This is a genomic window from Bacillus sp. DX4.1 (assembly GCF_030348195.1).
Classification (GTDB): Bacteria; Bacillota; Bacilli; order Bacillales; family Bacillaceae_G; genus Bacillus_A.
In genome coordinates, this window is sequence record NZ_JAUCFT010000008.1 from 531,876 (window position 1) to 551,797 (window position 19,922).

At 36.1% G+C, this 19,922-nt stretch carries 17 protein-coding genes and 1 pseudogene; 11 read left to right on the forward strand and 7 right to left on the reverse strand.

The genetic code is table 11. From position 1 onward, the window contains the following. Nucleotides 1-135 precede the first annotated feature (135 nt). On the forward strand, nucleotides 136-600 hold the full coding sequence (locus QUF99_RS06040) for a DUF4075 domain-containing protein (RefSeq protein WP_289369044.1): 465 nt from the start codon (nucleotides 136-138) through the stop codon (nucleotides 598-600). Nucleotides 601-606: 6 nt separating this feature from the next. Beyond that, nucleotides 607-1,476, forward strand: a complete 870-nt coding sequence (locus QUF99_RS06045) for a YihY/virulence factor BrkB family protein (protein WP_289369045.1) — start codon at nucleotides 607-609, stop codon at nucleotides 1,474-1,476. A 182-nt stretch (nucleotides 1,477-1,658) separates the two neighbouring features. Here the strand turns inward: QUF99_RS06045 and QUF99_RS06050 are convergent, their stop codons facing one another. Continuing rightward, the gene (locus QUF99_RS06050; protein WP_289369046.1) at nucleotides 1,659-3,584 is read right to left on the reverse strand and encodes a heavy metal translocating P-type ATPase; all 1,926 of its coding nucleotides are present in this window, start codon (nucleotides 3,582-3,584) and stop codon (nucleotides 1,659-1,661) included. A gap of 276 nt (nucleotides 3,585-3,860) precedes the next feature. Between QUF99_RS06050 and QUF99_RS06055 the strand changes: the two genes are divergently transcribed. The 3 genes from QUF99_RS06055 to lepB all read left to right on the forward strand — a co-directional run bounded on the left by QUF99_RS06055 (nucleotide 3,861) and on the right by lepB (nucleotide 6,456). After that, nucleotides 3,861-4,808, forward strand: a complete 948-nt coding sequence (locus tag QUF99_RS06055; RefSeq protein ID WP_289369047.1) for a DMT family transporter — start codon at nucleotides 3,861-3,863, stop codon at nucleotides 4,806-4,808. Nucleotides 4,809-5,083: 275 nt separating this feature from the next. Beyond that, complete coding sequence (locus QUF99_RS06060; protein WP_289369048.1) at nucleotides 5,084-5,764, forward strand: lysoplasmalogenase; 681 nt, start codon at nucleotides 5,084-5,086, stop codon at nucleotides 5,762-5,764. A gap of 155 nt (nucleotides 5,765-5,919) precedes the next feature. Further along, nucleotides 5,920-6,456: a signal peptidase I gene (gene lepB, locus QUF99_RS06065; protein WP_289369049.1), complete on the forward strand. Its 537-nt coding sequence runs from the start codon at nucleotides 5,920-5,922 to the stop codon at nucleotides 6,454-6,456. 55 nt (nucleotides 6,457-6,511) lie between these two features. On the opposite strand, the gene QUF99_RS06070 is transcribed toward lepB, so the two are convergent. Further along, complete coding sequence (locus QUF99_RS06070; protein ID WP_289369050.1) at nucleotides 6,512-9,310, reverse strand: dynamin family protein; 2,799 nt, start codon at nucleotides 9,308-9,310, stop codon at nucleotides 6,512-6,514. Between the two features lie 366 nt (nucleotides 9,311-9,676). On the opposite strand from QUF99_RS06070, the gene QUF99_RS06075 reads away from it, so the two are divergent. Next, nucleotides 9,677-10,276, forward strand: coding sequence for a DedA family protein (locus tag QUF99_RS06075; RefSeq protein ID WP_289369051.1), 600 nt, complete (start codon nucleotides 9,677-9,679; stop codon nucleotides 10,274-10,276). 10 nt (nucleotides 10,277-10,286) lie between these two features. Here QUF99_RS06075 and QUF99_RS06080 read toward each other — a convergent pair whose 3' ends face one another. The 3 genes from QUF99_RS06080 to QUF99_RS06090 all read right to left on the reverse strand — a co-directional run bounded on the left by QUF99_RS06080 (nucleotide 10,287) and on the right by QUF99_RS06090 (nucleotide 11,867). Then, on the reverse strand, nucleotides 10,287-10,715 hold the full coding sequence (locus QUF99_RS06080) for an EamA family transporter (RefSeq protein ID WP_289369052.1): 429 nt from the start codon (nucleotides 10,713-10,715) through the stop codon (nucleotides 10,287-10,289). Between the two features lie 433 nt (nucleotides 10,716-11,148). Beyond that, nucleotides 11,149-11,295, reverse strand: a complete 147-nt coding sequence (locus QUF99_RS06085) for a BH0509 family protein (protein WP_000817786.1) — start codon at nucleotides 11,293-11,295, stop codon at nucleotides 11,149-11,151. 155 nt (nucleotides 11,296-11,450) lie between these two features. Beyond that, nucleotides 11,451-11,867 (reverse strand): pyridoxamine 5'-phosphate oxidase family protein, encoded by a 417-nt coding sequence (locus tag QUF99_RS06090; RefSeq protein WP_289369053.1) that lies wholly within the window; start codon nucleotides 11,865-11,867, stop codon nucleotides 11,451-11,453. 186 nt (nucleotides 11,868-12,053) lie between these two features. Between QUF99_RS06090 and cax the strand changes: the two genes are divergently transcribed. After that, nucleotides 12,054-13,109, forward strand: coding sequence for a calcium/proton exchanger (cax, locus tag QUF99_RS06095; RefSeq protein WP_289369054.1), 1,056 nt, complete (start codon nucleotides 12,054-12,056; stop codon nucleotides 13,107-13,109). Nucleotides 13,110-13,495: 386 nt separating this feature from the next. Beyond that, a complete protein-coding gene (locus tag QUF99_RS06100) occupies nucleotides 13,496-14,293 on the forward strand; it encodes a YfkD famly protein (protein ID WP_289369055.1) in 798 nt (265 codons plus the stop codon). Between the two features lie 49 nt (nucleotides 14,294-14,342). Here the strand turns inward: QUF99_RS06100 and yfkAB are convergent, their stop codons facing one another. Further along, nucleotides 14,343-15,470 (reverse strand): radical SAM/CxCxxxxC motif protein YfkAB, encoded by a 1,128-nt coding sequence (gene yfkAB / locus QUF99_RS06105; RefSeq protein WP_289369056.1) that lies wholly within the window; start codon nucleotides 15,468-15,470, stop codon nucleotides 14,343-14,345. A 363-nt stretch (nucleotides 15,471-15,833) separates the two neighbouring features. On the opposite strand from yfkAB, the gene QUF99_RS06110 reads away from it, so the two are divergent. Then, nucleotides 15,834-16,016, forward strand: coding sequence for an SE1561 family protein (locus tag QUF99_RS06110; protein WP_199667636.1), 183 nt, complete (start codon nucleotides 15,834-15,836; stop codon nucleotides 16,014-16,016). A gap of 450 nt (nucleotides 16,017-16,466) precedes the next feature. Continuing rightward, complete coding sequence (locus QUF99_RS06115; RefSeq protein WP_289369057.1) at nucleotides 16,467-17,453, forward strand: NAD(P)-dependent alcohol dehydrogenase; 987 nt, start codon at nucleotides 16,467-16,469, stop codon at nucleotides 17,451-17,453. A 259-nt stretch (nucleotides 17,454-17,712) separates the two neighbouring features. Here QUF99_RS06115 and QUF99_RS06120 read toward each other — a convergent pair. Further along, a pseudogene (locus QUF99_RS06120) lies at nucleotides 17,713-18,227 on the reverse strand (IS1595 family transposase); the annotation flags it as partial. Nucleotides 18,228-18,394: 167 nt separating this feature from the next. Between QUF99_RS06120 and fumA the strand changes: the two are divergent. After that, a complete protein-coding gene (gene fumA / locus QUF99_RS06125) occupies nucleotides 18,395-19,918 on the forward strand; it encodes a class I fumarate hydratase (protein ID WP_289369059.1) in 1,524 nt (507 codons plus the stop codon). Nucleotides 19,919-19,922: the final 4 nt, after the last annotated feature.

A 19,922-nucleotide genomic window follows, 5' to 3' on the forward strand; every position in this document is an offset into this window, starting at 1 on the left:
AGTTGCGGAAGCTAGGAGGATACGGAGTGTAGATTGAACTACATGAGTGGCGAAGTAATGAAGAAATGCGACAGCTATCTTTACCGGACTTTTTGAACATCTTTTCTAACACAATAGACGAAAGGGTGAAGGAATATGGCAAAGAAAAATAATATAGCGCGTAACATTGCAATCGGTGTGGCAGCAGGTGTGGCTGTTTCTATGTTAAAGAAAGAAAACCGTGACAAAGTTAAAAATACAGCAGGAAAAGCAAAAACAAAAATGATCGAAATTGGCGAAAATGCAAAGATAAAAGAAAAAGTGCAGACTGTTACAGATAAAGGACGCGAACTTGCAGATTTCAATGTAGTAAAGGCAAAGGTAGCGGAAATTAAGAAATTAACACCGGCTGTTGTTGGAACATTAAAAGAAACGAAAGAAATTTTCAGTAAAAAGAAAGTAGAGCCAGCGGAAAAACCAGAAACAATCGAAATTCAAGCCATTGCTCCAGTAAAAGAAGAGTCTGAAGACGAAACAGAAGTAGATCCTGGTACAGTGCGAAAAAAAACTGAAGCGTTCATTGAGCTAAAACAGGATAAAGAAGAGAAGAAAAGCGTTTAGAGATATATGAAAAAATTCTTAGAAAAAGCAAGGGGAAATCGTGTGTATTCATTCGGAAAAGATTTGTATTACCGAACGATGCAAGATGATGTGGCGGGTTTAGCAGCACAGCTCGCTTATTTCTTCTTGCTTGCTATTTTTCCTGGACTTGTCTTTTTAATTACGCTTCTTGGATATATTCCCATCAAAACAGAGGATGTACTAGTGTTGTTAGAAGCTTATATACCTGACGATGCAATGAACTTAATTGAAGTGAATGTCGATAAAGTTGTAAATGAACAAAACGGTGGTTTATTATCCTTTGGTTTATTATCAATGCTATGGTTTGCTTCGAATGGGGTAAATGCAGTTATGAATGCATTTAACCGTGCCTATGATGTGAAAGAAACACGTTCTTTTATTGCGACGAGGGCTTTGTCTATCGTATTTACGTTAGCAATGATTTTTATGATTGTCTTTGCGTTAATTGTTCCTGTGTTTGGCCAAGTAATTGGGGCGGCAGTTTTTAAAGCGCTTGGTTTATCCGAGAGCTTTTCTATTGTGTGGAGTATTACGCGGTTAGTAGCCAGCTTTTTAGTGTTATTTGCTTTATTTAGCTTTCTATATACATTTGCACCCGATCGAAAGCTGAAGAGGAGAGAGGTTGTTTCGGGAGCGTTATTTGCAACGGTTGGATGGATTGTGGTATCGTACTCATTTGCATATTACGTAGATAAATTTGCACATTATGCTAATACATACGGTGGTCTTGGTGGTATTATCATTTTAATGTTATGGTTTTACTTAACAGCTTGGGTCATTTTACTTGGTGGGGAAATTAATGCATTACTGAATTTTTACCGAACGAGTGACAATAATTCCCGTAATGAAAAATAAGATTCTGTTCCATAATAAAAAGGAACAGGAGGGGAATAAAAATGAGTAATAATAAAAAAAATCATAATGATAAAAACCAACGTAAACAAAAAAGTAGCTCACAGCCGAAACATAAAACGAGCAGCAGTGCGAATGGTCATAATAGCTACCATTAAAAAAACGGGTTCCCAATGGGAGCCCGTTTAATTATTTCCTTTTAGTAATCGTAAGCCATTTAAAATAACAAGAATTGTACTTCCTTCATGACCGATAACGCCAAATGGCAGAGCTAAAAATTGTAGGAAGTTTGAGCAAATTAGCATCGCGATTACTGTTAATGAAAAGATAACGTTTTGTTTTACAATACGGTTCATTCGTTTAGATAAACGAATGGCCTGAGCAAGGCGAGAGAGTTCATTTTTCATAAGAACAACATCTGCTGTTTCTAAGGCTACGTCTGTTCCTTCTCCCATGGCAACACCAATACTTGCTGTAGCGAGGGCAGGAGCATCGTTAATACCGTCACCAACCATTGCTACCGTACCGTATTTCTCTTTTAATTGTTTAATCGTTTCTACTTTCATTTCTGGTAAGCATGATGCATAATATTCTTTTATGTTACTTTCAGTTGCGATTGCTTTAGCTGTTTGTTCATTATCACCAGTAATCATAATTGCTTCTACACCGAGACTCTGTAAATCGCGAATTGCGACAATGGTTTCTTGGCGCAGGGTATCTTTTAAGGCGATAAGACCAAGAATCCCTTCTTCATCGCCAATATATACGACTGTTTTTCCTTCTTGCTCAAGTGTAGTCGCGATACCATTATGAAATATTTTTGCTTCTTCGCCCATAAAATCTGCCTTTCCGATTTTATAGGCTTTATTGTCCAATACACCTTTTAAGCCAAATCCAGTTACATCCTCTACTTTTTCTGGTTTTGTTACTGTAATGTCATACGCATGTTTGGCATATTTGACGATTGATTCTGCAAGCGGATGTGTTGAATGACTCTCAATAGAAGCTGTAATATGCAATACTTCTTTCTCGGATATTTCCTCACGTACATATACGTCTGTTACAGCTGGTTTTCCTTGTGTTAATGTGCCTGTTTTATCAAAAGCAATTGCTTTTACAGAGGCGAGTCGCTCAAGGTGAATGCCGCCTTTAAATAAAATGCCGCTCCGTGCCCCGTTAGAAATAGCAGATAGTGTTGCTGGTGTAATCGATGCAACGAGCGCACAAGGAGATGCGACAACGAGTAAAATCATAGCGCGGTAAAATGTTTCATTCCAGTTCCAATCTAGTAAAAAATGAGGAACGAACATCATAAGAGCAACGATGATGAGTACAGCTTTTACATACGTACCTTCAAATTTTTCAATAAAAAGCTGCGATGGTGACTTTTCACTTTGAGCATTTTGAACGAGACGAATAATTTTTTGGAACAACGTTTGATCGCTTCGCTTTGTAATTTTAACTTCAATAGCACCGCGTAAATTCACAGTTCCAGCAAATACTTCATCACCAAATTTTTTCTCATTCGGGATTGGTTCCCCTGTAATTGCTGCTTCATCAATATTCGTTTCGCCATTGTGAATGATACCGTCAGCCGGGACACGTTCACCTGGTTTGATTAAGATGATGTCTTCAATTTGTAATTGACTTACTGGAATACGTTCTTCTTTTCCATGTGAAATACATAAAGCTTCTTCGGGTTGTAAATCAAGCAGTGCAGAAATTTCTTTTTGGCTTTTGTTTAATGTATAAGATTCCATTGCACCGCTTAATGCAAAGATAAATATTAGGATGGCACCCTCTGCCCAGTAGCCAATAATAGCGGCACCGATTGCTGCAAAGAGCATTAACATTTCAACGTTTAATTCTTTTTCTTCGATTGTATCTTCAATGCCTTCTTTGGCTTTTGCGTAGCCTCCGATTATATATGCAAGGATATATAAAACAATCCCAGCGATTTGCGCCTCACTTTTTGTTAATAACCAACCAGCTAAAATAAAAATACCTGATATAATCGCGAAAATAAGTTCATAATGTTTTTGTAATGTTTGCATCCAAGAAGAACTAGGCATGTTCTTTTTTGTTGGCAATGTTTTTACTTCTGAATTCATTGTTTCCCGCTCCTTTCACATTCTTATTGAGAAAAAGAATCAAAATCGAAACCCCTATAAAACGACGAAAGCTGCCATCCATATGGATAGCAGCATTTCTGAATAAACACAAAAATTTGTGAAATTATTTACTTTATAATTATTCTATATTATAGCATATGTTCCTACTTCATGATATGTTTTTGCTTAGATGAAAAATTGAAAAACTTGTCTTTTTAGTTTTCCTTTGGTATATATGAGTATTGTTCATAAAAAGGTCGGAAAGGAAGACAACAAGTGAAGACAGAAAGATTTTTTACCCATCCGATTGGTGTATTTATTGCTGCATTAGCAGCGACATTTCTCTGGGGCAGTGCATTTCCGTTTATTAAATTAAGTTATACTGAACTTGGAATTCAGCCTCATGAAGTAGGAGAGCAAATATTATTTGCTGGTTATCGTTTTTTCTTATCAGGTGTGATGCTCTTATTCTTTTTTAAAGCGTTAGGAAAAAATATGTACTTTAAAAAAGAAACGACGAAGCAACTGGTGCAAATCGGTTTGTTTCAAACGTTTCTACAATATGTATGTTTTTATATTGGCCTGAGTTATAGTTCGGGAATCGAAGGTGCTGTTATTTCAGGCACGTCATCCTTTTTTCAAATTTTAATGGCACATTTTTTGTATAAAGATGATGCGTTAAATATGAGGAAAATTATTGGCGTTTCGATTGGCTTCTGTGGTGTGATTCTTGTAAATATTCCAAGCGGACAGATGGAATTTCATTTTGGAATCGGGGAGTTACTACTTCTTGGTGCAGCGATGATGTATTCATACGGAAATATATTAGCAAAAGAAGGAAGTAAAACGTTAGATGTTGGCTATATGACAGCCTACCAAATGATCTTTGGGTCATTTGGGCTATTATGTATTGGTATTTTCCAAGTTGGATTTATGCCATTTGTGTTTAGTACGAAAGCGCTACTTATGTTGTTATATTTATCCTTCTTATCAGCGGCAGGCTTTTGTATATGGAATACGATTATGAAATATAATAAAGTCGGAAAAGTATCGATGTACATGTTCTTTATTCCAGTATTCGGTGTGTTATTATCCAGCATGATTTTAGGAGAAGCAATTCACTCATTCGTTTTAGTTGGTTTAGCATGTGTAGCAGCTGGCATTATTGTTGTAAACAGAACCCCTGCGGCGAAGCAAAAAGAGCAGGAGAAACAAGTAGTGTAAAAAGGAGAACGATTGCGTTCTTCTTTTTATTTTAGTACGTGTTCAAAAAGGAGGATAAAGAGAGCCGAGTAGTTCGAGGCGCGGAAGCCAGGAGGATACGGAGTGTAGATGGAACTACATGAGTACCGGAGTGGCGACGTAACGAAGAAATAGGACAGCTATCTTTACCGGACTTTTTGAACATCCTCTTTAGAAATTTTATAAGATAAACAGGAAAAGATGAGCTGTATCACGAAAAAAAATAAGAACTATACATTCATTGGGGAGAAATTTGTATGAACACACTATACATATTATTAATTGGGCAAACAATCTTATTTGTTTTTGGTGCCATATATGCAATGTGGCAGACAAAACAAACACTGAAAAATGAGTCGTTGCCTTTACCTATTCGGTTAATTCTTAGTTTTTCTTTAACAGGTGGTGCAGTATGGATGTGGTTGCAAGATCCAGCTGTAGAATATCGTCAATGGGTGGCGATCGGCATGACGTTATCCACGCTTGGGGATTTATTTATGGCAGGGCTCATTCCGTTTGGACATCGGCTAATTGGCGGTATGGTCACTTTTGCAATTGCACACTGCTTTTATGTGACGGCATTTTTACAAACGGGCATTTCATGGACAGGATTTTGGATTGGAATAGTAGCGTACGGCTTATTTTTAATCATTGGCTGGTTCTTTTTTATCCGCAATACAAAAAAAGATAAACTGTTTACGATTGGTGCACTTGTTTATGGTTTGTGGGTTGGTGGAATGGCATGTGTGGCATTTGCGTTATTCTACGCAAATAATGGAATGTGGTGGATACCAGCACTTGGTGGATTTCTATTTGTCATTTCTGATTTTATTATCGGTGTAACGGATATTGGTGGGCGTAAAGTGAAGTATGATCCGCTTTGGATTTGGTTGACATATGTTAGTGCACAGATGTGTATTATATATGTTGGAATTTGAAAAAAGGATAACTGCCCGTAAAAGCTCGATTGGTGAAGGCTAATAATCAGTGGGTCTTTTTTTTTAGGTAAATTAAGTGGAAAACTCACAGATAATATAGAATTTATTTACAGAAAGGCTTTATAATTGAGAAATGAGGGAGAAAGGGGAAATGGATGGAGAAGAAGAAGAGCCGTTTTCGTGAATTCTTTGAAATACTTGCTGTTGCATGTGTGCTCGCCTTTTTAGTGAAGATATTTGTGTTTTTTCCGACAACTGTACAAGGGGCATCTATGGGACCGACATTGCGAGACGGGGATAAAGTAATTATTAATAAGCTAGCAAAACGACTTGAAAGTTATGAGCGTAAAGATATTATTGTTGTGAAGACTGATAATTTTTATGTGAAGAGAATTGTTGGACTGCCAGGAGATGTAATTGAGATGAAAAATGATCAATTATATGTAAATCATCAATTGCAAAATGAACCTTACTTAGACAAAAATAAAAAACATGCAAAACAGCTCCTTATTAACTTAACAGAAGATTTTGGACCTATTACAATACCGAAAAATAAAATTTTTGTTATGGGGGATAATCGCTTAGTGAGCAGAGATAGCCGTAACGGTTTAGGTCTTATTCAAAAAAAAGAAGTGCTTGGAACATTAACAGCGATCTATTATCCATTTGATCATATGAAAATTGTAAATTAGAATATAAGAAAAAAACCAAGCAGTTGTTACGAGTTGCTTGGTTTTTTTCTTATATTTAAATGGTTGGTGCCTCATCAATTTCTACTTTTGAAGGGGAAGCCGCACCGTTTCTTTTTGTATTTATATTCAGCATAAATTTATATTGTAGTAGTTGTAATTCAAAAAGTGTTAAAGGGTCATGATAAATTTCTGGGTTTGTTTTTAGTTTCGTTAACGCATTTTCATCCTCGTGTATTTCGAGATGTGTTTCTTCTACGGTCTGTTTTAATATACTAAGAGGATTTTTAAAGAATATCATAATATCACGTTCTAATGCACTCTCAAATAATTCAAATTGTAAGAAAAACTGTTTTGTAATGGTAGTTGTTACATCTGTATAGTCTTCCGTTTCTATATAGTGTTTGTATTTTTTATAGAGCATTGCTTGATTTGTGTGCATATTCCCGAATAACTTTCCAGCACTTTTAAGTAAAAATTGTGTCGGTGTAAATCGAAGTAAAATATTTACTTCATCAATCTTTATTCGGTTTGTCATTCTAGTAACATCGCGGCGCCAATCATCAAGTAATTGGAAGTCGCATGGTAAACTAATACGCTCTTCTTCGTATAAAGTATTAAATGTTTCGCTCATCTCATCTAAGTAAGATTGACTATGAATAAATTCATTATGAGTCGATTCAATCCACTCTTGAATAGAATGAGTAAACTTAGGTAATATCACTTGCTGTAAGTGCTTCTGAATTCTTTCATTCATTGCTGTATTTACTTCTGCGTGAATTTGTTTAAAGTCGCTCTCTTCATGAATTAAATCGGAGCAACTTTGCAATAGCTCAGGAATTTGTTCTGTTAGATTATGTACAATTTCTTCTTTCGTTATACGATAAGATTCTGAGATGACACGAACCTTATCTTTTTCGATAGCAGTAAGGTTATTGATAAAACCATTTAGCTTCACTAAAATATGTTTATTCCAACGGATGGATTTTCCTAAGAGATTTTCTAGTTCCACTCGTTTATCTAAAAGATGCTTAATTGTTTTTTGCATAAACCATAATAGTTTTTCCATACGTTCTTTCTTTATATCTCTATAACTGAAGTTAGAGGTGATACATTCAGTCAAATCACTTAGTTGTTGACTACTTTCATATAAAGAAGAATAAGGAAATACTCGTGCATTCGGAAAGTGTGTACGGACAGTAGTCTCTGTTTCATTTACTATTCTACTTGCTGCTTCATCGCTAAAAATAGTATCGATCTTATTTAAAATAAAATTAACTTGTAGATCGGGTACCTGTTCTCGCATGTGTAGTAGTGTATCAAGTTCTTCATCAGTTAAAGTTGAAGAGGCACTTAGTACATATAATAGACTATCAGCCGCATGTAAATATTCAAATGTTGTATTTTCTTTATCGTTATTGTCATGAAGACTTGGCATAACCATGAATGACAATTTATTTTTACTTAAAAATCTACACGGTAGTTTAAACTCAATGCATCTCTTCTCCAATTCTGCTTTTTGAGGTATAGCCATCATTTCATAGAAATCATTGGAATTTGAAGTCTTTCTTATCTCTGTATCCGTGAATTCAGTAATTTCTGTATGGGTATTATCTTTAAAAACAATAGTGGTAGAAAGTGAGTCGCTTAATATATTTTCTCCTAATATAGAGTTAATAAAGGATGACTTACCATTCCCACTCCCCCCAGTTACAATCAGGTGCTGTACTTTTACATCGGAAAGTTCACGAACGAGTCGTGTGAAAGGAGTGTCCAATTCAACGTCATTCTTTTCGGCCCAGCCTATAATAGATTCAAAAAGTATTGCAACATTTTCTAGGTCATCTGTGTGATAATTTGAGCTGGAAAGGAGAACTTCAGCGCTTTTTACGATTAATGTATCTATACTGGAAGGTGAAATCTCATTCCAAGCTAATGCTACTGCAGACACAAATAAAGAATGATCTGGCTTCGTTAAGCTAAACCAATTTGTTAACAAGTCTGGAATAAGATCCTGTAAATCCTTCATCAAGTACTGTTCTGCAATTAATTCACAGTAGGTGTCTTGATAAAGAGCTGAAATTTCATCCCATGCATCATAGGAATCTACTTCGATATGTAAAAATAGATGATTAATTGTTTTGAGCCATACTAAATAGTTTGGTTCTGCCTTATAACTATTCCAAAGTGATGAGACGAGTTGTTTAAATTGAATTTTATCAATCGTATATAACACTTTTAGTGCTTCATAAAAGTATTTAGGTTCAATTGTTTTCGTAAATCCTTGATCAACATAGTTTGTTAGAATTTTAAACCACTGTAATGTTTCCGTTCGAATCCCTTCCTGAACAGCGAGCTCAATGGCATTGTTCCAATCCTGTTGTTTTTCATAAAAAGCACGAGCGATTGCTGTAATGTTTGGATAGTCTGGTTGCAGTGAAACAGCTTCTTTAATGATTTTGAAAGCGAGTTCTAATCGATTTTGCTCAATGTAAAGAGAGAGGAGTTGTAAGAAAACCTCCATCGTAAGGGTTTGATCTTTTCCATCAATCGATGTATAGATTTCTTCTGCTATTGAAAGCGAGCCAAGTTCAAAATGAGCATCTGCTATATTTTTTTGAGCCCATGGCATTAGGCCGTTATTTACTTTCTCCCATTTGAAAATAGCTGTTTCAAAGTCTTTATGATGATAATAAAATTCTCCTTGTGCAAAGCGAATATTAGATAGGTTAGAAGGCTCATTCTTTTCTTCATTTACATAAGCTTCTCCAAGAATTTGAAGAGTTTGATTGGTAGCCTGGTCTATTAAGAAAGTTTCATAATATATCTTTTTTATTAACTGTTTTTCCATTGTCATGTTTTTCCCCCTGTTTTATTTTGAAAATAATTTTCATGAAAGGGATAAGAATAGGTTTATGTGTAAAAGTGCGATAGTTACGGTTACCTGTATCAGTTCTCTTGAGAGTTAACCATTACTGATAGTAACTTCCCTTTATTGTAACAAAAATTCATGCTAGTAAAATTTCATTTTTCTTACAAATCCGAAACGGAATATGGACTTATATAAAAGAATAAACGGAATATAGTCTAATATAAAGCAAAAAAGATTAAAAGTAGAGTTCAATATAAAAACGATGTATAGTGAATACGTATACCATGTTTGCTTCACAGGGAGAGAGGGCACAATATGGAATAACAATCGTGCATAGGATGTGTCACCCGAATGGAACAACATATTGGTGAAATAATTGCGCACTATGGATATTTCGGAATTATTATAGCTCTTGCTGGCGGTATTGTGGGTCTTCCGATACCGGATGAGTTCTTACTCACATTTGTTGGTTATAATATTTCGAGAGGGAATATGTCAGGTTCAGCTGCCCTTCTAAGTGGAATGGCTGGTGCGCTACTTGGGATTACCTTAAGTTACCTACTTGGCTTGAAACTTGGATTTCCTGTGTTGAAAAAGTATGGTCCAAAGGTGCGAATTACAGAACAACAAATTGAAAAAACACATGTTTTATTTGAAAAATATGGTCCTTTTTTATTAATGATTGGATACTTTATACCAGGAGTTCGTCATTTGACAGCATACTTTGCTGGCATGTCAAATTTAACATTTTGGAAATTTTGTCTATATGCATACGTTGGTGCTTTCATTTGGATTAGCGTTTTTATTGGGCTTGGTTGGAAGCTTGGAGCGAAATGGCGCTTTGTTGAATATAGTTTTCATCATTATGGGATATGGATATTGATTATTTCGGCAGTGTTCGTGTTCATTATATGGTTGTACATAAGAAGACAAAAAAAACCGCTAATATAAGCGGTTTTTTTTAGCTGAAAGCAATAAATAGAACGCCAGCTGTAATACATACAACACCCATTCCAGTCATGAAATTTAATTTTTCTCCTAATATAATCATCGCAAGAATAATAGACAATACGACACTTAACTTATCTACAGGAGCTACTTGTGAAACCTTTCCTGTTTTTAGGGCAAGAAAATAAAATAACCAGGATGAAGCACCAGCTACACCACTTAAAGTAATAAATAGCAGTGCTTTTTTATTCATTAGGACGTCACCAATATTTTGAAACTTTCCTTGTATCATAATAACCCCGATCATGAATAGTGCCATGATGATGGAACGGACGGTTGTTGCAACATTGGCATCAATTCCGTCTAAACCGATTTTTCCAAAAATAGATACAAGTGCTGCAGCAATTGCTGATAATAATGCGAATAATAGCCATGAACTCATAGTAAAATTCCTCCATTCTTGTATCATTATACATGAAAATCATTCTCAAGCCTAAAGGTGGGATAGAGGACCTTTATCCCGCTATTCGCAGACAGTAATACCCCTACCTCAAAGCTCGGTGGGAGATGAAGAAAAACCCCACTGATCAAAGTTTCACTTTATAATATACTAATCTGGAGTTTCTCTATGAAAATAGTAAAAGCCCCTTTGTATAAACATACAAGGGGGCTTTCTATATAAATCCATTTTGATTTTTTGACATATGGCCGCGGCTGTGGATAACAAAAGGTGACCTGCACTCGTTTTCTCTCTTTGTTTTCACTTGGCATGGGGCAGGAAAAGGACCTGACCGCTTCTATGCATGGCCGGATGCTCTTTCCCACCTAAAAAGAAGGGTTTTATGTCGATTTTTTAATTTGTATTTATATATATGCTATTCTGCAATTTCTTCATATAAGAAGTACGTTACATTATAAATATGTTCCACTTCATCATCTGTCATGAATAATAGTTCGTCGCGCTCAATTCCTTTTTTCTTTTCAATAAACTCAATCATATTCTTCCGTTCTTCTCTTTTCATCATTTTTATTTCTCCTCCCAATCTGTTTTAATACAGTTTATTTAAGTTAATGCTATTATATAACAGAATCTTTAGAAAGTTCCAGCTTTTTTATGTTTTTTTGAAAAAGAACTTTTCGACAAAACAAACCCCTTTTGAAGGGGCTTGTTTTAAGATTATAGTCGCAAAAACTCCGGCTCCGTCGTACCAGCACTATCGATGTAGTAAATTGTATTTGGATTAATTTTTATAAGTACATAGTTTGGATCTTCAGCTCCAAGTAGCCAGCGTTTTAAGCTGTTAGTCCAAAATTTACTTTTTAATGTTGAATCTTCTTCAATAGAAGCGGTGCCTTCCACTTCAATATAATCTTCGTCCCAATTTTTCCCTTCTCTTCCGAGTAATACATGTACATTTGGATTTTGCTCAATATCCGATAGCTTTTTGGATTTACGATCTGTTGCTACGTATAATACAAAATCTTCATGAAAAAACATCATAAAAGAGCTATGTGGTTTATTCTCACGAACGGTAGCTAGTACGCCTGTTCTTTGTCCCTCAATGATGGTCGCAATTTTTTCTTTTAAATACATTTTTTAACCCCTCTCTATAATCCGAAATTTTTTTGCGAAACTTTTACTGCTTAAAATTTCTTGTGATCCTCTATACTTTTTTCTTCAATTGCATTTTTTAAACGTAATTGTGATGAAATGGGACAAGTTAGGAGAAGAATAATGATAATAATGGTGAGAAATAGATGCGATGAAAGGATGGAAAACATGTTCAATAAAATTTTTCTACTACTTGCACTTACTGGGGTTCCGCTTTCTATTCTTGGAAAAACGCTGCATTGGCCACAGACTATTATGTTTGCCGTATATTGTATAACAATTATTGCTCTTGCTGCTTTCATGGGAAGGGCGACGGAAAGTTTATCTATCGTGTCTGGACCAAGAATTGGTGGGTTATTAAATGCAACCTTTGGGAATGCAGTTGAACTTATTATTTCAATTTTTGCATTGCAAGCAGGATTAACAGAGGTCGTACTTGCTTCATTAACTGGTTCCGTTCTTGGGAACTTGTTATTAGTTGGTGGTCTTTCCTTTTTTGTAGGAGGACTCAAGTATAAAAGACAAAGCTTCAATATTTATGATGCAAGGCATAACTCTGCCTTACTAATATTTGCAGTTGTTGTAGCATTTGTTATTCCGGAAGTTTTTTCGATGAAGATGAGTATAGAGAAAACATACCAATTAAGTATTGGGGTTTCAATCATTATGATTGTCATGTATTTAGCGGCACTGTTTTTTAAACTCGTCACGCATCGCGGCGTATATCAGCATAAAAGTGATGAGGTAGAGCATGAGGAAGAGCCAGAATGGTCAAAAGGAAAAGCGTTGCTTATTTTAGCAATTGCAACGCTGGCAGTTGCCTATGTATCAGAGGCACTTGTTCATACATTCGAAACGGTTGCGAAATCATTTGGATGGTCGGAATTATTTATTGGGGTTATCATTGTTGCCATTGTTGGTAATGCTGCTGAACATGCCTCTGCGATTATTATGGCCTATAAGAATAAGGTGAATATTGCAGTTGAAATTGCGATTGGTTCTACATTGCAGGTTGCTATGTTTGTTGCTCCTGTACTCGTATTACTTTCGATGTTTTTCACAGTGAAAATGCCGCTTGTATTTACAATACCAGAACTCGTGGCGATGATTACAGCTGTCTTTTTAACAATTGCGATTTCAAACGATGGGGATACGAACTGGTTTGAAGGAGGAACATTATTAGCTGCTTATTTTATTATGGGAATTGGCTTCTATTTGTTATAAAAAATTTGGATAACAATATCAAGCAGAGAAAACAATAGAGATAGTACAACAGCTGTTCAAATGTTTTCTTTGGTCAGCGAATTGTATCCATTTTTATCCCGCTATTCGCGGGCAGTAAGACCCCACCTCAAGATTCAGAGAGAAACAAAGAAGATAGGTGTGGGATAACTGCCCGTAAAAGCCCGATTGGTGAGGGCTAATTATCAGTGGGGATGAAGAAATTCCCCACTGATAAAAGTTTCACTTTATCTCACTCTAACGGACAGTAAAACCACTAACAATAGAAAGAAGACAGTAGTCCGATTGGAGAGAGATAACTATGAGTGGGAGAGGAAGAAAGCTCCCGCTCATAAAAGTTTCACTTTATCTAGAAAGGAGTCAGGCAGGTGAAACGAGTATACAGCATATGTCTTTCAACTATGGTCTCGTTGATCTTATTATTTCCTTGCAGCAGTTTTGCAAAGACAACGGTAAATGTAAAAATGCCTTCATCTGTTTTAAATATTTCAAAGGATAATACGTATCCAAATGTGGAGCAGGATTTGCCGCGTTTACAGCCAAGTGAGCTCGCGAAAGAATTACTTAAAACATCATCAATCCGCATTGAAAATCCAGATTTAATTCGGATGTTCAATGAAACATCGATTTCAAATGCACCGCTTGCAGTGGGGTATAGAGCAAAAATTTATTTAGGACAGTGGCCTTTAAACTATGAATCACTAGAGACAACAATGAATTGGGAGTATAAACAGGTAAGTCGTAATGTTTATGACAACCGAGGGGTAGAACGATATTATCCGCTTCGTTACAAACAGGAATCACAGAAAATAGTCGAAGGTGGTTTAACTGCCTATATTAAAGATGCAGAAGATGTGAAAAAAATGATGTTGTTACAGGCAATGGAGAAAGTACAGTTGCCGCTTTCTTTTAAAACAACTATCGGTTACGGTACTGGGAATGCACGTGTATATAATATTAGTCCAAAACAACTTGGATATTTATATGCGTATACACCAGCGGTAAATGAAAAAGGAAAAGTTACATTTGGAGAAGTATATCTTGTTTTAAAAGGAAATCAAAAGAGGCTTCTTATTAAAAATATTACTTCACAAGGAATTGGGGCCTCTATTCCAATTCAGGATCATTTGTCCTTTAAATTTATATCTTCACCTCAGCCGCAATAAAGTAAACGAGCTAAAAAAAACGTCAGCGTATTCTGCTGACGTTTTGTAGTTAAATCGTAATATTCGTTTCTTTTGTTAAGAAGTCCTCGGTTGGATAGTAGCTGTTTTTTACAAGAATATTTGGTCCGAGACATTTTACGGCTGGACAATGACAGCTTAATGATTGTGCTGTTTTTGAACCGCTCCATTTGTCATATGCTTCTTGTAATGTGTTTGTTTGTACGTTACCAAGCAATGGAATATCCCCAAAGTCTGTTACGATAATATTGCCATCAAAAATATTTACATTTAAGCGAGAACGTCCATCTGGGTCATTACGAACTGTTACGTTTTTGCTTCCATGTAATTTTTGTAATGTAACTAAGTCACGCTCATCATCACTACATGCATAGAATGGCAATGTTCCAAATAGCATCCATACATTTTCATCGCGAATATTTAACAGATGCTCGATCGCACTTCGAATTTCATCTTTTGTTAAAATTTCAAGGTTGCTAGCGAAGTCACTTGGATACATTGGGTGTACTTCATGGCGCTTACAGCCCATTTCTTCAACGATTTGACGATGAATGTGTTCAATATGTGGTAATGTACGTTTATTTAACATTGTTTCCGCAGAAACGAGAACACCTGCGTCTGATAAAGCTTTACTATTTGTAATCATTCGTTTAAATAGCTTAGCACGTTGTTCGTAGGTTGGCTTGCGCTCCATCATTGCAAATCCACCTTCAACGAAATCATCAATCGTTCCCCAGTTATGTGAAATATGCAGTACATCTAAGTATGGAATAATTTGTTCGTAACGAGCTAAATCTATAGTTAGGTTTGAATTAATCTGAGTGCGAACGCCGCGTTCATGGGCATATTTTAAAAGTGGTGTCACATAGTTATCAACGGATTTCTTTGAAAGCATAGGTTCTCCGCCGGTAATACTTAAAGAACGTAAATGAGAAATCTCATCTAATCGTTTTAATAAAAGTTCAAGTGGGAGCGGATTTGGATCTTTCGGCTGTAGGGTGTAACCAACAGCGCAATGCTCACAGCGCATATTGCATAATGTTGTCGTTGTAAACTCAACATTTGTTAATAGTAATTTGCCGTACTCTTCAAGGTCCATATACGCTTCCCATGGATCGTAAGAAGGAGTAATCGGCTTCATTGTTTGTGATATACTCATCTGAAATACTCCTTTGACTGTTGAAATAACAATTTGTCCATTCTCTATAATAGAAGAAGATGAACATTTTATAAAGTGAAACTTTTCTTAGGGGGAGTTCTTCATCGTCTCATCTAACTTCTTTGCTTCATGCAGAAGATGGTATATTGCTCGTTAGTACGGGATAAAACGTTTTGACAAAGTTGACGTGAAAAATTCATTCCCGTATTATTCATTTTTCTTGTATAATAAAGTAAGCCTTCTAATAGCGAAGAAATTAATTTGCTTATTACGAATGGAATGAATCGGGTTTTATTGCGGAAAATCGCTTTTATGCCTGTTAAAACGGGACAACATAACTCGAATAAAAAGGAGAGTGCCCTTGTGGGAAAAGCTATTCAAGATAAAGATTCACAACTAGTATATTTAAAAGAACGTTTAAATATGTTTATTGAAGTAATTGATACGATTGAACCCGAAGAGGTAGAAGTAGAAGATGTAGATCGTCTTCTTGCAATGTTAGATGAATTAGAATTGAAATGTGAGCAATTTAAAAAAGATGAATAATATATTCAAAACGGTTATCGGGACTTTCTCGGTAGCCGTTTTTATATAGGTAGGTCCTTTTTTTAGCGTATATTGTAGAATTACCGATAAGTTATGTCGAATGGCCGATATATTGTAAAAATCGCTGATATATGAAGACATTCCGCCGATATATCGTGAAAATCAATGATGAATTGAAGTTGCAAATTGTAAAAAAAATAGGCTATGTTAAAGGGAAAGGTTGATTAATCATATTGGTGACGGGGTTTCCTATATCTTATGTAAATTTAAAAGAGTTTCTAAAGGTCACTTGGATATTTATGTTAAAATCAATATGATATTGTGAAAGTTTTCGCTTAAACTAACGGGATAGGATAGTTTAAGAACAGTTATTAAAGAGTGAAACCATTGTTCTATTTGTTCGTAGACATTCGTAGATATTAATGAATATAACGAATTGGAGGAGGACAAATGAAAGCAATTGTGTACACAAATTACGGTCCCCCTGATGTTCTTCAACTGAAAGAGATAGAAAAACCTACTCCTAAGGAAAATGAAATACTGGTAAAAGTAAAAGCGACAACCGTAACAGTAGCAGATATTCGGGTACGGAGATTTACTGTTCCACTCTCTTTTTGGCTGCCTGCTCGAATAACACTTGGTTTAAGACAACCTAAAAAAGTTATATTGGGGATGGAGTTAGCTGGTGAAGTTGAGTCAATAGGTAAAGATGTCAAGCTGTTTAAGGAAGGTGACCAGGTTTTTGCAGCATCACAAGTGGGTTTTGGTGCTTATGCCGAGTATAAGTGCCTGCCTGAAGATGGACCAGTATCTATTAAACCCTACAATATAACTTATGAGGAAGCTGCTGCCATTCCAATTGGGGCACGTACAGCATTGTACTATCTTAGAAAAGCTAACATTCAGAGTGGACAAAAGGTCCTTGTCTATGGAGCTTCAGGGAGTGTAGGAACTTATGCAGTACAAATTGCCAAGTATCTCGGAGCAAAAGTTACAGGGGTATGCAGTACCACGAATTTAGAATTGGTAAAATCTCTGGGAGCCGATAAGGTAATTGATTACACTGCAGAAGATTTTTCTAGTAATGGCGAGACTTATGATGTTATCTTTGAAGCGGTAGACAAGAGTTCGTTTTCAGCTTGTATGAAATCGCTAAAGAAGGACGGAACCTATCTAAATGCCACTGTACCGTTACCAGGTGTTCGAATGCTATGGACTAAATTGACAAGCAGCAAGAAACTAATATTGAGTCAAAATTCACCTGAAGATTCCGAAGCTCTAAACTTTCTCAAAGAACTTGTTGAAGCGGGGAAGTTAAAAGTGGTCATTGACAGATACTATGCGTTTGAGGAGATAGTTGAAGCTCATAGATATGTCGAGAGAGGACACAAGAAAGGAAATGTCGTTATAACTGTGGAACATAACAACAAATCCTAATAAATGAGGCACTATTCTATCAAAGATTAGGGCAGAGGAAATTCATTGGATGTATTCATTGAAAATCTATATAACAGGGAATCTGTTTATAGGTTAGGAAACCATGGAAACACAAAAGTGAGTTTTCAATTAAGATAACAATCAAGCTATCATTAAGCTAACGGGGGCTTTCGTGAAAAAAATGACAGTTAAATAATTGAGCTTGGAGGATAATTTTTCAAGCTTATTTTTAGTGTTCACCTGTTTTAGCTTCTTTCACTTAGAAGGCTGTGTTTCTAAGTCTTAACGTCTCTGCGGTTTCCCAAGTTCCGTGAACACTCGCTAAGATAAGCATTAGCTTTTTCTTGCTCAAATCGTTTTCAATTTTCCTATTGTCAAGGAACTGGAACCACACCAAATAAGCTGTAAATACTTCGTAGAAACACCATTAAATCGATTTATCCATTTCTTTAATCAGGAATGGTAATTATTAATATTGTTAAGATGATAAATTCCTTTCTTTACATATTCTTTCTTACTGCCATTTATGATAATTTGTTCCACATCGTTATTAGTTGAATAAGATTTATATGAATTATGAGCATCAGAAATAAGCACCGTATCATTTTGGAGATGTGATGTAAGAGCTAAATCAATTTGCTCAGTTAGAATTCTTCCTGAACCGACACGCCTTGATAATGTTGTTTTATTTCGGTCTCTTGCGACCAATACACAGACTTGTTCGTTGGAAATTCCTCTTTTTGAAGCTGAGCCACCACGTTTTCTTGATTTACGATTTATTCAACATCAACCAAGAACTTTAACATAGCCAAAAAATATATGAATATAGAGGATTTCCTGTTGTATTGAAATAGAAGGAATATAGAAAAAAGGGTATAATCAAATTGTGAAAAATTTTTTTTAGCGTTTTGATAGCGTTCACAATTGAGGGGGAAGTAACAATGGAAAAGCTTCAAGAAAGCATGTATCAACTAATTGTTGAAACATCGACGAACTTACCGAAGGATGTTCGCCGTGCAATTCAACGAGCAAAAGAGCGAGAAAGTGCAGGGACTCGTTCTGCGATGGCACTTGGCACCATTACAAACAATATTAAAATGGCAGATGATAATATCTCGCCAATTTGCCAGGATACAGGGATGCCAACTTTCAAAATTTACACACCAGTTGGCGTAAATCAATTACACATAAAAGAAGCCATTTATGGTGCGCTTGAGCAAGCGACAAAAAACGGAAAACTTCGTCCAAACTCTGTTGATTCACTTTTTGGCGACAATAGTGGGAACAACTTAGGACCAGGTACACCAGTCATTAAGTTTGAACAGTGGGAGAAAGACTATATTGATGCTCGTTTAATTTTAAAAGGGGGCGGCTGTGAGAATAAAAACATTCAATACAGCTTACCTTGCGAACTAGAAGGACTTGGACGAGCGGGCCGTGATTTAGAAGGGATTCGTAAATGTCTTCTTCACGCGGTATATCAAGCACAAGGACAAGGGTGTAGTGCAGGTGTAATCGGAGTCGGTATCGGGGGAGACCGCACATCAGGTTATGAGCTAGCAAAAAATCAATTATTCCGTACATTGGATGATGTAAATCCAATTCCAGAATTAGAGAAGCTTGAAGACTACGTATTAGAGAACGCCAATAAGCTTGGTATTGGAACAATGGGATTTGGCGGGGAAACGACTTTACTTGGTTGTAAAATCGGCGTATACAATCGTCTGCCAGCTAGTTTCTATGTGTCTGTTGCATACAATTGTTGGGCATATCGCCGCTTAGGGGTAAATATTCATCCGGAAACAGGTGAAATTATCGATTGGTTGTATCAAGAAGGCGAAGACACACTGGAGCAAGAAGCACAGCAAAACAATAATGAACAACGCGAAATTGTACTACAAGCGCCAATTACAGAAGAGCAAATTCGTGAGCTTCGCGTTGGTGATGTTGTTACAATTAACGGGATGATGTACACAGGTCGTGATGCAATTCACAAGCACTTAATGGATAACGATTGCCCTGTAGATTTAAATGGACAAGTCATTTATCACTGTGGTCCAGTTGTTGTTAAAGATGAAAATGAAAATTGGAAAATTAAAGCCGCAGGTCCAACGACAAGTATTCGTGAAGAGCCATACCAAGGCGATATTATGAAAAAGTTTGGTATTCGTGCGGTCATCGGTAAAGGCGGCATGGGTGCGAAAACATTAGCTGCACTCCATGAGCATGGCGGTGTATATTTAAATGCGATCGGCGGTGCCGCTCAGTATTATGCGGAATGTATTAAAGAAGTAAAAGACGTAGACTTCTTACAATTTGGTATTCCAGAAGCAATGTGGCATTTACGTATTGATGGATTTAAAGCAGTTGTAACGATGGATTCGCATGGTAAAAGCTTACATGCTGATGTCGATAAAACTTCACTTGAAAAATTAGCAGAGTTTAAAGAACCAGTATTTAAATAAAGTG